Below are 15,660 nucleotides of genomic sequence, written 5' to 3' on the forward strand. Positions count from 1 at the left end.
TATGTATTTGCGACATCAGACAAGACCTGTACAAGTTGGCAACGTTACGATTGGCGGAAGCAATGACGTCATCATTCAGAGCATGTGCACCACGAAGACGGCGGATGTTCAGGCGACGGTAGCCGAGATTCACCGGCTGGAAGAAGCGGGATGCCAGGTCGTTCGCGTCACGGTGAACAATGAAGAAGCGGCGGAAGCGATCAAGGAGATTAAGAAGCAGATCTCCATTCCGCTTGTCGCCGACATTCATTTCGACTATCGTCTGGCGCTGAAGGCGATTGAGAACGGGATCGACAAGGTCCGCATCAATCCGGGCAATATCGGCCGCCGCCACAAAGTCGAAGCCGTCGTCACAGCATGCAAAGAACGGGGCATTCCGATCCGGATTGGCGTCAATGCCGGTTCATTGGAACATCATCTGCTGGAGAAATACGGGTATCCAACGCCGGAAGCGATGGTCGAGAGCGCTTTGTTTCATATCGGAATTTTGGAAGAGCTTGATTTTCACGATATTATCGTCTCGCTCAAGGCTTCGGATGTGCCGATGGCCATTGCCGCCTACACGAAGGCTGCGGAAGTTATTCCGTATCCTCTCCATCTCGGAATTACGGAAGCGGGAACGCTCTTCTCCGGAACGATCAAGAGCGCTGCCGGTCTCGGCGCGTTGCTCTCGCTGGGCATCGGATCGACCGTGCGCGTCAGCCTGAGTGCCGATCCGGTCGAGGAAGTGAAGGTGGCCCGCGAATTGCTCAAATCCTTCGGGCTCATCTCGAATGCGGCGACACTGGTCTCTTGTCCGACCTGCGGACGTCTGGATATCGACTTGTTCTCGATTGCCAATGAAGTCGAAGAATATATATCCAAGATTAAGGTGCCAATCAAAGTGTCGGTGCTGGGATGCGCGGTCAACGGACCGGGGGAGGCCCGCGAGGCGGATATCGGCATTGCCGGGGCCCGCGGCGAGGGATTGCTGTTCCGGTACGGAGAGATGATACGCAAAGTGCCTGAATCGGAAATGGTCGCGGAACTGAAAAAAGAAATCGATCAAATTGTCGCGGAATACGAGCGGACCGGTCAAATTCCGGGCCGCAAACATTAAGCGAATCGATATACAGGGAAGCCGGCGCACTCGCGCCGGCTTCTTCCTATGTAAAGGGACTAGACGCCGCTATCGTTAGCCGGCAAGGCCGCGGCGGGGTCTTGCGGTATGGAAGCGGAGGCCGCTTTCGCCTCGCCCATGGAGCTCGTTCCATTGAATTGCCCGCCGTCCTTAATAATGAAGGCGGTGCAGTTCGCGTTCCCGTTCAATTGCCCCGTCGATTCGATGACCAGCGAGCCGGAAGCCATCACATCGCCGGTCAGCGAGCCCGCGATCACGATGCTCACTCCTTCCACATCCGCGTAGACAACGCCAGTCTCCCCGATTGTAATATTCCGGCTGCAGCGGATGGAGCCGCGAATGCGCCCCTCTATCCGCAGATCCGTCTCGCAGTCCACCGTCCCCTCCAATGTGGTCGACTGACCGATTAACGTGTCTGTGCCGGGGGGTCTTTTTTCATTTCTGGAAAACATATCTCTTCTCCTCTCTTCGTCTATTCATTACTTGTCTCCGGAACCGATGTAGATGGCGGGGTCAATCGCCTCATTGCCTTTGCGGACCTCAAAATGCAAATGAGCGCCGGTGCTTCTGCCGGTTGAGCCCATCTTGCCGATTACTTGTCCTTTCTTGATCTGATCTCCGGTCTGAACGCCGCGTTCGCTGAGATGGAGGTAGCGTGTGGTCAGTGATGAACCGTGATCGATGATAAGATAGTTGCCCTTCAGCTTGTCGTACTTCGAGGCGATCACTTTGCCGTCTGCCGCGGCGTAGACCGGATCCCCCATGTCTCCTCCAATATCAAGCCCGGCATGGAACGCGCTGCTTCCATGGAACGGATCGGAGCGGCCCCCGAAGCGGGACGTTATATAGGTGCTGTCCGTCGGCCAGAAGGTAGGGGTGGAGTCCAGCCGCTGCTTGAATGTCTCGGCTTGCGTCAGCAGGGCAGGCATCGTCTTCATCCAGCTCTGCCATGTCGCTTCCATCCGGCGCAGCTGCCGATGCGTATCGGCCAAGGAATTCGATGGAACCGTCAACGGATGCAGGCGGGAATCGGAGGAGCCGTCATCGGACAGCGGCTGAATGTATTCTCCGCCTACGGGAAGCCGGCCGGATTCGCCCAGCGAGTAGGTCTTGCCTGCAGAAGAGCCTGCCGGTGACGGAACCGGTTCACCCGAGGCCCGCAAATAATTCTTCAGCTGCTGCTCCCACTCCGCCACCTGATCCATTCGCTCCTTCATCCGGTTGGATTCGGTCATAAGCGCGGATAATTGGCGGCGGGCGAGCGCAAGCTGCTCTTGCTTCTCTGACATATCGGATTCCAGCTTCGACTGCTGCGCGCGCATGGTGTTCAACGACGCCGTCTGGGCGATGACAAGAGTTATCGCTGCCGTGATCGAGATGAGGATCCCAATTCCGGCAACCTTGATGAGCAGCGTAGACATGCTGAACTGAACCGCCGGGCGATCAGCCCCGCGAATCAGCATCCATGTCCATCGCTTGCTGCGCTTGGTAGACATATTGGCCATATCCTCCTGAGATGGATAATCGGAAAACAAGACGCTCTCCTACAACACTCCTATTGTACATGAGACACAGTAAAATGTAACCAGTGATTTGGCAAGTTTTGACGATTGTTCACGATACATAGGAAGTAGTGTCTTGCAGGGCGCTTATCATTTCTCATTCCCTCTTCGGGAGCCACTTATAATGCATCCGGCAAAGGGTAATACTACCAAGTATTGAACTTTACCGGATTTCTTGCGCCATGGGGCCGCTACGGGAGGATGAAACGATGAATTTAAGTATTATATTGATGTTAATCAACGCGTTTTTCGCCGTTGTAATCGGGGTCTATTTCTGGAATCTGCTGCGGAATCAGAAGGGCAACCGGACTGCAGTCGACCGTGAATCGAAAAAGGAAATGGACAAGCTGAACAAACTGCGGTCCATCTCGCTGACGAAGCCGTTGGCGGAGAAGACGAGACCGAGCTCGATGAACGACATCGTCGGACAGCGTGACGGCTTGAAGGCGCTCAAGGCTGCGCTGTGCAGCTCGAATCCGCAGCATGTGATCGTCTACGGTCCGCCTGGCGTCGGCAAGACCGCGGCCGCCCGTGTCGTGCTGGAGGAGGCGAAAAAGAATCCAAGCTCCCCCTTTACGAAAGAAGCCAAATTCACGGAAATCGATGCGACAACCGCCCGGTTCGATGAGCGGGGAATCGCCGATCCGCTTATCGGTTCCGTCCATGATCCGATCTATCAGGGAGCCGGAGCGATGGGCGTCGCCGGCATTCCGCAGCCGAAGCCGGGCGCAGTCACCAAGGCGCATGGAGGAATCCTGTTCATTGATGAGATCGGCGAGCTGCATCCGATTCAGATGAACAAGCTGCTGAAGGTGCTGGAGGATCGGAAAGTATTTCTGGAGAGCGCCTATTATAATTCGGAGGATTCCAATATACCGACTTATATTCATGATATCTTTCAAAACGGCCTTCCGGCTGATTTCCGCCTTGTCGGCGCGACGACGCGTTCACCTCAGGAGCTGCCTCCCGCGCTCCGTTCACGCTGCATGGAGGTCTATTTCCGCCCGCTGCTGCCTGCCGAAATCGAATCGATTGCCGAGCATGCCATCCGTAAAATCGGCTTTCCGCCGTCCGAAGCTGCGGTGAATATGGTAAAGCGCTATGCCACGAACGGCCGGGAAGCGGTGAACATGATCCAGCTTGCCGCCGGACTGGCGATGTCGGAGGGGCGCTCGGCCATTGAGGGCGGCGATGTAGAGTGGGTCGCGAACAGCAGCCAGATTCCGCCGCGTCCGGACCGGAAGGTTCCGTCCGAGCCGCAGATTGGCCTGGTGAACGGGCTGGCTGTCTACGGGCCGAGCATGGGGGCGCTGCTGGAGATCGAGGTGAATGCGATACGGGTCAAAAACGGCGCCGGAACCTACACGATTACCGGCGTTGTCGATGAAGAAGAACTGGGGGGCGGCAGCCGCACCCTGCGCCGTAAAAGCATGGCCAAAGGCTCGGTGGAAAATGTGCTAACGGTGCTGCGCAGCCTTGGCTACGAACCGTCCAATTTCGATCTGCATATCAATTTCCCGGGAGGCTCGCCGGTTGACGGCCCGTCGGCCGGGATCGCGATGGTTATCGCGATTGCGTCCGCGATGAACCAGTGGCCGGTCGACAATAAGCTGGCCATGACCGGGGAGATCAGCATCCATGGCCGGGTCAAGCCGGTTGGCGGGGTATTGGCGAAGGTGGAAGCCGCCTTTCAGGCGGGGGCGTCACGCGTCCTGATCCCGAAGGAGAACTGGCTCGAAATATTCGCCGATCTGGAGGGAGGGCTTCAGGTCGTTCCGATCGAGCATGTGGACGAAGCGTTCGCCCATACCTTTGGCCATGTGATGGAGGAAGGAGCGCATCCGGCGGCTAAGCCTTATGAACGGGCGGCGGGGGCGGCCATGCCGCTGCTGCATGCGGAAGCCTCCGAGAAAGGGGCCCATCCCGATTCGAAGGGATGAGTTCAGGAAATTGGAGTTTTGCTTGAACATTTGATAAAATATTGGTTACATGTGCATTTACAACAAGCATAACCATGGGGGTGCGATCGATGGGGCTTAAACCTATAAAAAGTCGGCGTCTGCCTCTTCTGCCGCTAAGAGGATTGCTCGTCTACCCGAGCATGGTGCTGCATCTTGACGTCGGGCGCGACAAATCGGTCAAGGCGCTGGAGCAGGCCATGATGGAGGATCAGATGCTGCTGCTGTGCTCCCAGTCCGAGGTGAGCATCGAAGAGCCGTCTCAGGAAGACATCTTTCGCATTGGAACGATAGCCAAGGTGCGCCAAATGCTCCGTCTGCCGAACAGCACCATCCGGGTGTTGGTCGAAGGCGTGGAGCGTGCGGAAATCGCAGAATACGTGCCGAATGACGAATATTACGAGGTCGATGCGACACCGCTGCATGATGAAGACAACGGGCCTTCATCCGAGACCGAAGCCTTGATGCGGATGGTATTGACGCAATTCGAGAACTATGTCCATATGTCGAAGAAAGTGACGCCGGAGACGCTGACGGCCGTAACCGATATTGCGGAGCCTGGGCGTCTGGCGGATGTCATCGCCAGCCATCTCCCGTTGAAGACGAAGGATAAGCAGGAACTGCTCGAGACGGTCTCGGCCGCGGAGAGACTGAACAGGCTTCTTCAAATGCTGAACAATGAGAGCGAAGTGCTGGAGCTGGAGAAGAAGATTAATCAGCGCGTCAAGAAGCAGATGGAGAAGACCCAGAAAGAATATTATTTGCGGGAGCAGATGAAGGCGATTCAGAAGGAACTCGGCGACAAGGAAGGGCGCGCGGGCGAGATTGAGGAGCTGCGTTCCCAGCTCGCCGAGCTGGAAGCCCCCGACAAGGTGAAGGACAAAATCCAGAAGGAAATCGATCGGCTGGAGAAGATGCCTTCCACTTCGGCGGAAGGATCGGTAATCCGCAACTATATTGACTGGTTATTCCTTATTCCATGGTCCAGACGCACGGAAGACGATCTTGATCTTCATAAGGCGGAATCCATCCTCGATGAGGATCATTACGCTCTTGACAAGCCGAAGGAGCGGGTGCTGGAGTATTTGGCCGTGCAGAAAATGGTAAAGCGGATGAAGGGTCCGATCCTGTGCCTCGTCGGTCCTCCGGGTGTAGGGAAGACTTCGCTTGCGCGCTCTATTGCCAAGTCGCTCGGGCGCCAGTTCATTCGCATCTCGCTCGGCGGCGTGCGCGATGAAGCGGAAATCCGTGGCCACCGGCGCACCTATGTGGGCGCGATGCCGGGACGCATCGTACAGGCGATGAAAAACGCAGGGACGATGAACCCGGTCCTGCTCCTGGACGAGATCGACAAGATGGCGTCCGATTTCCGCGGGGATCCGGCTTCTGCCCTGTTGGAAGTGCTGGATCCGGAGCAGAACAACGCGTTCAGCGATCACTTTGTCGAGCTGCCGGTCGATTTATCCCATGTCATGTTCGTCACGACGGCTAATGCGGTACATAATATTCCGCGTCCGCTGCTGGACCGGATGGAGATGATCTCGCTCTCGGGTTATACGGAGATCGAGAAGCTGGAGATTGCGTCCCGCCACCTGCTGCCGAAGCAGAAGCGGGAGCATGGGTTGGAGGACGATCAGCTGCGGGTGGAAGAAGGCGTCGTACGCCGGGTCATCCGGGAATATACCCGCGAAGCGGGCGTAAGGCAGCTGGAGCAGCAGTTAGCTGCGCTATGCCGCAAAGCGGCGCGGAAGATCGTATCGGACGGTGCAACGGAAGTGACGATCCAAGCCGATGAGCTAACCGACTATTTGGGCGTTGCCCGTTACCGCTATGGCCTGGCGGAGCAGCATAACCAGGTAGGGACGGTCACTGGACTCGCCTGGACCGAGGTTGGCGGCGACACCTTGAATGTCGAAGTGAGCGTCGTGCCGGGAACCGGCAAGCTGCTGTTGACCGGGAAGCTGGGAGACGTGATGAAGGAATCCGCCCAGGCAGCGTTCAGCTACATCCGTTCCCGAGCTGCCGAATTTAATCTGGATCCCGATTTCCATGAGAAAATCGATATTCATATCCACGTCCCGGAAGGAGCGATTCCGAAGGACGGCCCGTCGGCAGGGATCACAATGGCGACGGCGCTCGTCTCGGCGCTGACCAACCGTTATGTTTCGAAGGATGTGGCGATGACCGGGGAGATTACGCTGCGCGGCCGGGTTTTGCCGATTGGGGGCTTGAAGGAGAAATCGCTTGCCGCCTTGCGCGCCGGCATCAAGACCGTCATTTACCCGGCGGAAAATATGCGTGACCTGAACGATATACCTGAGAGCGTCCGCCAAGAGATGACATTTATACCGGCGGCTCATATGGATGAAGTGCTGCAGCATGCTTTGCTGGAGCAGCAAGGGTAATTAGCCCCGGGCGCCAGCGCAAGCGAGAGTCTCGGAAGAGATGTGCCACCAGCAGGCACTTGGGCGGCGATAAACGCATATTTATCCTAATTGATGAATAATAGGCGCTCGCGCCATCACATACCGCCCGGGACTACACCGGGCGGTATTTTTAATAAGGAGATGCGGGTACTACAAACTGCAGGATTCGTCAAACAGGAAGCTGGACATCCCTCGTCCGCTCCATATGAGCAATATCCCCATAGCGCAGGAAGCTGGATGTCTCTCGTCCACTCCTTATGAGCAGTATCCCCATAGCGCAGGAAACTGGACTTCTCTCGTCCGCTCCTTATGAGCAATATCCCCATAGCGCAGGAAGCTGGATGTCTCTCGTTCGCTCCATATGAGCAATATCCCCATAGCGGAGGAAGCTGGATGTCTCTCGTCCGCTCCATATGAGCAATATCCCCATAGCGCAGGAAGCTGGATGTCTCTCGTCCGCTCCATATGAGCAATATCCCCATAGCGCAGGAAGCTGGATGTCTCTCGTCCGCTCCATATGAGCAATATCCCCATTGCGCAGGAAGCTGGACATCCCTCGTCTGCTCCTTATGAGCGCAATCCCCGTCGTCCAGGAGGTCCTTTTAAAGGAGAGTTCCAAAGAGAGAAATTATGCTAGCTACCCAAAATAAATGGTATAGTATCACCAAAAATAACAAGCGTTATCCCACTTGCAAGCAAATCGTTAAATACTTAAGACTAAAGGGATAAGGAGTCTCCTGAGGATTGGGGAGATTGTACAAAAGACTGCTGAGCCCTGAGAGCTGGGGAGTCTGTTCAAAAGGCTAGGAAGCCCTGAGAGCTGGGGAGTCTGTTCAAAAGGCTACAAAGCCCTGAGGTTGGGGGAGATTGTACAAAAGACTGCTGAGCCCTGAGAGTTGGGGGGCTGTTCAAAAGGCTGCGTAGTCCCTGAGTGCCGGGGAGATTGGTCAATAGCGCCAGGAAGGCGCTTTGTGCAGAGCCGATGAAGTAGTGTACAATAGAGGCACGATTAGGACAGATATATACATCGTTAAGGGAGCACGGAATATGAAGATTACGAATGCCGAATTCATTATTAGCGCGGTCGGTCCGGCCCAGTATCCGGACGATGGGCTTCCGGAGATTGGTCTTGCCGGCCGTTCGAATGTGGGGAAGTCGTCCCTCATTAATAAGATGATTATGCGCAAAAATCTGGCCCGCACCAGCTCGCAGCCGGGCAAGACTCAACAGCTTAACTATTACCGGATTAATGATAATATGTATTTCGTCGATGTTCCGGGATACGGCTATGCCAAGGTGTCCAAAGCGCAGCGCGCCGCTTGGGGCAAAATGATCGAGGCTTACTTCCGCGAACGCGACGCCCTGCGGCTCGTGCTGCTCGTCGTCGATCTGCGGCATCCGCCTACCGAGGACGACTGCATGATGCATCAGTGGCTGACGCATTACGAGGTGCCTGTCGCCGTCGTCGCCACGAAGGCCGATAAAGTGCCGAAGAGCCGCTGGCCTAAGCATCTGAAGCAGGTAAGGACGACGCTTGGTCTGGATGGGGGGACACCGCTTGTTCTGTTCTCGTCCGAGACCGGACAGGGCCGGGAGGAGCTGTGGGACATTATTCTGGCTCACCCATCTTCCGAAGAAGCGGAACAAGAGGGTTTGCATTCGGGTGAATAATTATGCAAACCCGGCTGGATAGGCTATCGCCCATAAAATCGATGATCGCATGAGGGAGACTGCGCTGGAACAGTTATTTAGTGAGGATCACGGGAGAAACATTGGCTCAATTCCGGCTGATAGCGATTTTTTCAAAAATCCCCTCGTATTTGGCGGCTTGTAAACAGGAATTCACTTTGGCGTTGTAGTATAATAAGAGTATGATTTTTCATGCAGTAAAAACGAATTAAGGAGAGTTTTTATGGCTCGGCGGTTAGCCACAGAGTATGTGAAAGCCAGTTTGCAGTTGACGGAAGCTCAGTTGACCCGATTTTTACAGTCGCTTGCCCTGTATTCCGTTGGGGTAAAAGTATTGGAGAACGGCAATCAAGAGGTGGTTCTTGAGGACGGCCAGGGTGATGAGATTACCTTCCTGTTCGAGAAGCAAGGCAATCGGTATGTCTGTGTAACGTCTTGCCGCTTGGTTCATCCGAAATTGACGCAAGTGATGCATAAGCTTGTGGCGACATTCCGTGGCGAAGCGGTAGTCAATCGCATCTTTGCCGGATTTACGATGACTTATTATTATGAAGACGGTGCAGTACGCAAGATTGAAGAACGGAAGCAGCATGAGTCGCGTATCATTTACGAGCATAAGGATCCCGTGCGCGACCTGCAGAAGATGTTCCTGAAGAACGGCGCGGAGCTTCGCATCGATTCCGTCCAGATGCAGGTGAATATGCTGTTGGATGAGCGGAATCAGGCGCATTCCCCGGAAGCGATCCAACAGATTGACGCGCAATTAAGCCGTCTCGCACATCAATTGTTCATACTTGAAGCATAGAAGCATACGATCTTGGGATCATCTGCTGAAGACCCTGCGTTCCTTACGGGAGAGCAGGGTTCTTTTGTGTTTGGGGGAAGGACAGATGGCCGAGGATAGCAGGCTGACAAGTTGCCGAAAAAAAGGGTTGCATTTATGTGCGGAAGATGTTATTTTTAATCTCGTTGAAAACAATATAGGAACCAGGATTCACTCAGGACATTGCATGTTGCGAGAGATTTTTCCCTCGAGAAGTGAATGACGTAGGTCCTAGCGGATGAAATTTTTACAACATTTTATTCCTAGGAAGGGGGAACCGAAAGATGGAATACTCAACTTTCGGAAGACACGTTGCTGTTGACACATGGGGAGTCGACTTTGATTTGCTGAACAATGCGGAATATTTGCAGACACAGCTGGTTGAAGCCGCCGAGGCATGTGGAGCAACCGTCTTGTCCGTTCAATCCAAGCAGTTTGAACCACAAGGGGCAACCGTCCTTGTCATGTTGTCTGAAAGTCATCTTTCTATCCACACATATCCTGAACGTGGATTTGCAGCCATCGATTGTTATACTTGCGGCGAGACCGTCGATCCGCAGTTGGCCATTGATTACCTGGTCTCTGTATTGAAACCGGAACGTACCTATGCCAAGAAGCTGATTCGCGGCCTGGGGGAAATGGAAGTTGTCACACCAGACATGGATGTAAAGCAATTCGTATAAAAAATGGCGTTCAGCCCGTTTGCCTGCGATGATGCAGGGAACGGGTTTTTTTATTTTGCCTTGATTTATCGTCCTATTTTTCTCATTGAATTGGAAGACTTATCCGAATACGATGGTAACAAATAAATGATTTATTCATTTATCCGGCTCGGTACACATTGTGTTGCTCGCCTTCCATCCAATGAGCCTAAGCGTATGGACAGGGAGGGGAAAACAATCGGTTCCGGGACAGTTTTGAAAACGCTTTCATTCGGCGTGAAATTTGTACAAAAGGGGTTGATTTTATTCTGTCGCAGTACAAGCACCAACGAAGGGCATCGCTTGGTCCCTGCTGCCTTATCCTCTGCATGCTCCTGCAATGGCTGCCCGTGCCTGATGCGCATGCGGCAACCGTGGATTCCGAACCCGGGAGGAAGATGGCAAATCTGGCGCTGGACAAGCCTGTCACGGTATCCGAGCCCAATGCCATCTTCGATACGATTCAGGGGATCGGCAAATACGGGAAAGAAACCCCGCTCGATCAGGCGGGGATGCTGACCGACAGCCGCTACGGTGACACCGCGGACTGGCAAAACACAGAAGACTGGTTCGTATTTTACCGCAAGCTGAAGCGCGAGGTCATCGTCGATCTGGAGGAGATCTCTACCATTGAGCGCATTGCAACCGGCTTCGGCCAGCGGAACGATGTCGGCATCGCGCCGCCGCTCTATGTCCGTGTCTATGCATCGCAGGATGGGACCGCTTACCGTTATCTGGGCAAGACGGGACCGGATGAGCCGCTTTACTTCGCCGATGCGAGCACGGCGACGGATATGCATCGGAAGGCGTACGTGCTCGATACGCTGGCTGACGGAACGAAGCTGGCAATACAAGCCCGCTTCATCAAGCTGGAATTTGTTATCAATTTTTTCGGCTGGATGGATGAGATCGAGATATGGGGTCGGCCGGGAACTTCGGGGCCGATCCAGCCGCTTCCTCTGGTCAGCGATGATTGGGAGCCCGGTCATTATCCTTCACCTGGGAGCCGGGAAGCCGCGGGCGTGACGGATCAGTTCCTCTGGTATTCCGGACCGATGAAGCCGGGCAGCGAGAGGTTTACCGATTGGACGCCGGAGAAGGCGGAAGCGTTCCTGGCGTACAAAGATATTTACGGGAGAGTGAAGGACTGGTTTTTCACCGATATTTTGGCGCTGCCGGCCACGGCGATGGTGACGCCATCCGGAGTCGATGCGAGCGGCAACGCCAGATTCGTCACGATGGACGATCTGGAGGCGTACCTCGATTTTATTTTTGCCCCCGGCTCTCAACTCGCGGGTCTCGACGAGGCTGCCGGCCGCATTAACGAAAAGTTGAAAACAAAGCAGACAGTGCGGGTGACCGTGGCGATACCTCAAATTGAGGAAAGCTCGAACTTCGGCGATATGAACGGAACCGGAGAGCCGTTCAGCTTGCGGGCGGCCGATTTTGCCGGCATGGTGGATGACCCGCAGTCCTATGAAGGCCGCAAACAAATGAATGAGCTGGCATTCCGCAACAAGACCGCCGCCGTCCGATGGTACATCGATGAGGTGGAGCGGCGCTTCCGGGAGAGGGAATTCGCCCATCTGGAGCTCGACGGCTTCTACTGGTACCATGAGCGGTTAGGGGAGACGACGGGCGAGGCGGAGCTCGTCCGGGAGACGGCCAAGCTGCTCCATGACCGGAACCGCTGGTTCACATGGATTCCGTATGTCGGTCCGGGATCGGCATACCAGTGGCGCGACTTGGGCTTCGATGCCGCTTCGATTCAGCCGGGGTTCGCCTTCGGCGCCTCGAAGAAGGCCATCTTTCCGAATATAGCTGCGCTGGCCCGCAAGACCGGCGCTTCCGTTGAAGTCGAGTATGACGATTACCGGACGCTGGCTCAATATTTGAACCACGGCGTCTTTGAACGTTATATGACGGAAGCGCCGAACACCTATTATTTGGGCGCGATGCCGATCGTGGACGGGGCTTACGCCCTGATGCCCCCGGATGAACGGACACCGGATGCGATGTCCTCCATCCGCCGCAGCGTCTACGACCGGCTGTACGAGTATGTGAAGGACCGGTATGAGCCGCGATTCACCGTGACGCTGGAGACGAATGCTTCCCAGCCTTCGGACATCCGGGTCAAGGCGTCCGTTCCGCTGGCGGACGGATTTACCGAAGGAGAGATCGCCATCCGCTACAACCCGAAGACCGCGAAGTTCAACCGAATCACGACTCCGGAGGGACGTGATCCCGGGATGTATGTCCAGGCGGAGGACGATGGCGCCGGGCGGGTTACGGTCCGGTTCCATACCGATCCGGTTCATGCCCTGGAAGCGGATCTTCTGGCCAAGCGGAGCCCGATGACAGGAGCACCCGAGCTGGCGACGCTTCACTTCGCCGCGAACGGGGCGGATGCCGAAGCGAGGGATTTCATCCTCGAGCCCGACGGCACCATGACGAATCGGGATGGCATCGTGTACCGCAACTGGGGGGCCAGCGATATCGTGCCAGGCTCGGCCGAGCATCAGTTGGTTCAGGCGGGAGAAGCGGTGAAGCGCTTCGGGAACACGCATGCGAAGGCGGATTGGAAGGAGGCGAAGAGTCTGCTGAAGCGGCTTCCGAAGAGCCCGGCAAGGGAACGGTTGGAGGAGCGGCTCCACGAGGCCAAGCGGCAGGCGGGCTTCACGACACAAGAAGTTGCTGAGGACTAAACAAAGAAAACCATAACGAGGGGGATTCACAATGCCATTGCGTTGGAGACAGAGTATTATGCTGCTTCTCATCCTGTCGGTAACGTGGGGTCTTGCCGCCTGCGGAGGCTCAAGGACGGGGGGAGAGGCGAAGAGCGGCGAAGGTGCGAAGCAGGAGGGAGCCGGCCACCAGCCGCTTACGATCGAATGGCTGACTTACCAGTACGGTCCGGTTGACGAGGATGCCCCGAACAAAAAGTTCCTGGAAGACAAATTCAGCGTCAAGTTCAACATCTGGTATCTGGATGTGACGAAGCGGGAGGAACTGCTTGGGGCCAAGCTCGCCGGCGGACAGGTGCCGGACTTCATGACGGTGTATTCGGGGGCCGACCTGCAGAAGTTCTACAAGAGCGGCGTCACGACCAGCTTCACCCAAGAAGAGCTGGAGCGGTACATGCCGAATTATAAAAAGCTGGTCGATTCCATCGATCCGGGCATTTGGAGCTATGCCAAATTCAATGGCGAGTATATCGGGATTCCAAGCATTAACGGCGACGGGGAACTCAGTCTCGCTACCGCGTGGCGGAAGGATTGGCTGGACAAGGTAGGCATCCCGAAGATTCCGGAGACGCTGGATGAGTTCGAGGAGGCGATGTACAAGTTCCGCAATGACGATCCCGACGGCAACGGCAAGAAGGATACATACGGCATGTCCCGTTCGGCGATGACGAGCGTGTACGGAGCATACGGGGTCTATCCGGAGTTCTGGGCCGAGCGCGAGGGCAGACTCGTCTGGAGCGGCATTCTTCCGGAGACGAAGCAGGCGCTGGAGCGGCTGGCGAAGTGGAAGAAGGACGACGTCATCAGCCCGGAATGGGTGCTGGAGACGGGGGAAAACACGGGCGGCTACTGGGCGCTGTCCAATGATTTCATCAACGGCAAAATCGGCGTCTCCAACCATGGCAGCAACTATCACTGGACGCCTCCGATCCCCGAGATCAAATCCGAAGGCGGCGTGAACTGGGTGGAGCTGAAGAAGGTGAACCCGCAGGCCGAGATCGGCTTCGGCAAGCCCCCGGCCGGTCCCGAGGGCAAATTCGGCAACATTACGCCGGGCTTCGTCGGAGGGACTTATATGGCATTCGGTAAAAGGGCGGGCGACAACCCGGAGCTGAAGCATACCATCATGCGCATCTGGGACGAGGTCTACGGCAACTTCGACGTATGGCAGCGGATGAAGTATGGAGAGCTGGGCGTTCATTCGGAGAAGGCGGACGACGGCATCACGATCGTATGGAAGGAAGAATACGCAGGAAAGAACGAGATGCAGGCCAAAATCGGCGCCAATATTACGTTTGCGCCGTTTGACCAGCCGGAGTTCAGGGCCCGGGTGAACAATCCGAAGCTGAAGGAAGTCAATGCGAAGCTGTACAAATTCGAGGGCGCAGGCTATGAGAACGCCGTCAAGACGGCCCTTCCTTCCGAGAGCCAGTATATGAACAACCTGATTCAACTGCAAAAAGAAACATTCGCCTCAATCATTAACGGAGAAAAGCCGATCGACGAGTTCGATGCCTTCGTCGAAGCCTGGAAGCAGAACGGGGGCGACAAGCTTACCGCAGAAGCCAACCAGTGGTATGACAGCCTAAAATAAGCGACAAGAAGATGAGGATTGGCGGTCGTCTCCTGTTCGGGGAGCGCCGCCTTTCTTCCATCCCGCATGATGGGATAGAAAGGGTGGACGCTATGAGACAACCGGGTTCCGGCACAGCAGACAGCCGCTTCCGCACCCAGTGGAAAGCATACTGCCGGCATCGGTATTTGCTGCTGATGCTGCTCCCCTGCGTACTGTATTTTCTCGTTTTTAAATATTTTCCGATGTACGGCATGGTGCTGGCCTTCAAAAACTATCAGTTCCTGGACGGCATTCTCGGCAGTCCGTGGAACGGGCTGGACAATTTCCGGGTGCTGTTCGAAGGACGCGATTTCCCGCGGGCCCTCCGCAACACGCTCATCATCAGCCTATATAAGCTCGTCTTCAATTTCCCGGCGCCGATTATTTTGGCGCTGCTGTTGAATGAGCTGCGGGTCGTCTTCTTCAAGCGGTTCGTCCAGACGCTGAGTTATTTGCCGCATTTTCTGTCCTGGGTCATTTTGGCCGGCATTTTTATGGAAGTATTCTCGCCGACGCGCGGGGTCGTCAATTACATTATCAATCTGTTCGGAGGCGAGTCGATCTTTTTCTTTGGCGACAAGGAATGGTTCCGTACGCTGCTGGTCAGCACGGAAGTATGGAAGAGCGTCGGCTGGGGATCGATCATTTATCTGGCCGCCTTGTCCTCGATCGATCCGACGCTGTATGAGGCCGCGATCGTCGACGGCGCGAGCCGCTGGCGGCAGATGATCCACATCACCGTTCCCGCCTTGGCGCCGGTCATTACCATCATGTTCATCTTCGCGGTGGGCGGCATCATCAACGATGACTTCGATCAGGTGTTCAACTTCTACAATGCGAACGTGTACGAGGTAGGCGATGTGCTGAGCACGTATACCTACCGGATCGGGATTAGCCAGATGGAGTATGGCCTCTCGACGGCCGCCGGGCTGTTCACTAACGTGATCGCGCTCGTCCTCATCTTGGTCACGAATCGTGTCGTCAAGCGCTTCAGCGATTATGGAATTTGGTAGGAGGGACAT

General features: G+C 55.5%; 11 protein-coding genes. 9 read left to right on the forward strand and 2 right to left on the reverse strand.

The window, feature by feature from the left end:
- The first annotated feature begins 1 nt into the window (after nucleotide 1).
- Entirely contained in the window at nucleotides 2-1,099 is a 1,098-nt protein-coding gene (ispG, locus tag L6439_RS06400; protein ID WP_168179672.1) for a flavodoxin-dependent (E)-4-hydroxy-3-methylbut-2-enyl-diphosphate synthase, read from the forward strand.
- Between the two features lie 59 nt (nucleotides 1,100-1,158).
- Here ispG and L6439_RS06405 read toward each other — a convergent pair whose 3' ends face one another.
- Both L6439_RS06405 and L6439_RS06410 read right to left on the reverse strand, forming a co-directional pair.
- Entirely contained in the window at nucleotides 1,159-1,572 is a 414-nt protein-coding gene (locus L6439_RS06405; protein WP_168179671.1) for a bactofilin family protein, read from the reverse strand.
- A gap of 27 nt (nucleotides 1,573-1,599) precedes the next feature.
- Nucleotides 1,600-2,616 carry a M23 family metallopeptidase gene (locus L6439_RS06410; RefSeq protein ID WP_213468875.1) on the reverse strand — a complete coding sequence of 339 codons (1,017 nt, stop codon included), beginning with the start codon at nucleotides 2,614-2,616 and terminating at the stop codon, nucleotides 1,600-1,602.
- Nucleotides 2,617-2,891: 275 nt separating this feature from the next.
- On the opposite strand from L6439_RS06410, the gene lonB reads away from it, so the two are divergent.
- The 8 genes from lonB to L6439_RS06450 all read left to right on the forward strand — a co-directional run bounded on the left by lonB (nucleotide 2,892) and on the right by L6439_RS06450 (nucleotide 15,651).
- Nucleotides 2,892-4,622 (forward strand): ATP-dependent protease LonB, encoded by a 1,731-nt coding sequence (lonB, locus tag L6439_RS06415; protein WP_168179669.1) that lies wholly within the window; start codon nucleotides 2,892-2,894, stop codon nucleotides 4,620-4,622.
- 89 nt (nucleotides 4,623-4,711) lie between these two features.
- On the forward strand, nucleotides 4,712-7,045 hold the full coding sequence (gene lon / locus L6439_RS06420) for an endopeptidase La (RefSeq protein ID WP_213468876.1): 2,334 nt from the start codon (nucleotides 4,712-4,714) through the stop codon (nucleotides 7,043-7,045).
- Nucleotides 7,046-8,113: 1,068 nt separating this feature from the next.
- Nucleotides 8,114-8,737 (forward strand): ribosome biogenesis GTP-binding protein YihA/YsxC, encoded by a 624-nt coding sequence (gene yihA / locus L6439_RS06425; RefSeq protein ID WP_213468877.1) that lies wholly within the window; start codon nucleotides 8,114-8,116, stop codon nucleotides 8,735-8,737.
- Between the two features lie 241 nt (nucleotides 8,738-8,978).
- The gene (locus tag L6439_RS06430) at nucleotides 8,979-9,560 is read left to right on the forward strand and encodes a non-ribosomal peptide synthetase module (RefSeq protein ID WP_168182100.1); all 582 of its coding nucleotides are present in this window, start codon (nucleotides 8,979-8,981) and stop codon (nucleotides 9,558-9,560) included.
- A 302-nt stretch (nucleotides 9,561-9,862) separates the two neighbouring features.
- Complete coding sequence (gene speD / locus L6439_RS06435; protein ID WP_168182098.1) at nucleotides 9,863-10,261, forward strand: adenosylmethionine decarboxylase; 399 nt, start codon at nucleotides 9,863-9,865, stop codon at nucleotides 10,259-10,261.
- Between the two features lie 416 nt (nucleotides 10,262-10,677).
- Entirely contained in the window at nucleotides 10,678-12,984 is a 2,307-nt protein-coding gene (locus L6439_RS06440) for a DUF4855 domain-containing protein (RefSeq protein ID WP_213468878.1), read from the forward strand.
- Nucleotides 12,985-13,015: 31 nt separating this feature from the next.
- Nucleotides 13,016-14,617 carry a type 2 periplasmic-binding domain-containing protein gene (locus L6439_RS06445; protein ID WP_168182094.1) on the forward strand — a complete coding sequence of 534 codons (1,602 nt, stop codon included), beginning with the start codon at nucleotides 13,016-13,018 and terminating at the stop codon, nucleotides 14,615-14,617.
- A gap of 92 nt (nucleotides 14,618-14,709) precedes the next feature.
- Entirely contained in the window at nucleotides 14,710-15,651 is a 942-nt protein-coding gene (locus L6439_RS06450; RefSeq protein WP_168182092.1) for an ABC transporter permease, read from the forward strand.
- Nucleotides 15,652-15,660: the final 9 nt, after the last annotated feature.

It is taken from the genome of Paenibacillus dendritiformis (assembly GCF_021654795.1).
Lineage (GTDB): Bacteria > Bacillota > Bacilli > Paenibacillales > Paenibacillaceae > Paenibacillus_B.

Excerpts from the sequence above, each read along its gene's own strand:
- yihA (WP_213468877.1), top strand. The coding sequence starts at position 8,114 with ATGAAGATTACGAATGCCGAATTCATTATTAGCGCGGTCGGTCCGGCC.
- lonB (WP_168179669.1), top strand. The coding sequence starts at position 2,892 with ATGAATTTAAGTATTATATTGATGTTAATCAACGCGTTTTTCGCCGTT.
- speD (WP_168182098.1), top strand. The coding sequence starts at position 9,863 with ATGGAATACTCAACTTTCGGAAGACACGTTGCTGTTGACACATGGGGA.
- L6439_RS06430 (WP_168182100.1), top strand. The coding sequence starts at position 8,979 with ATGGCTCGGCGGTTAGCCACAGAGTATGTGAAAGCCAGTTTGCAGTTG.
- ispG (WP_168179672.1), top strand. The coding sequence starts at position 2 with ATGTATTTGCGACATCAGACAAGACCTGTACAAGTTGGCAACGTTACG.
- L6439_RS06440 (WP_213468878.1), top strand. The coding sequence starts at position 10,678 with ATGGCAAATCTGGCGCTGGACAAGCCTGTCACGGTATCCGAGCCCAAT.
- L6439_RS06450 (WP_168182092.1), top strand. The coding sequence starts at position 14,710 with ATGAGACAACCGGGTTCCGGCACAGCAGACAGCCGCTTCCGCACCCAG.
- L6439_RS06405 (WP_168179671.1), bottom strand. The coding sequence starts at position 1,572 with ATGTTTTCCAGAAATGAAAAAAGACCCCCCGGCACAGACACGTTAATC.
- L6439_RS06410 (WP_213468875.1), bottom strand. The coding sequence starts at position 2,616 with ATGTCTACCAAGCGCAGCAAGCGATGGACATGGATGCTGATTCGCGGG.
- lon (WP_213468876.1), top strand. The coding sequence starts at position 4,712 with ATGGGGCTTAAACCTATAAAAAGTCGGCGTCTGCCTCTTCTGCCGCTA.
- L6439_RS06445 (WP_168182094.1), top strand. The coding sequence starts at position 13,016 with ATGCCATTGCGTTGGAGACAGAGTATTATGCTGCTTCTCATCCTGTCG.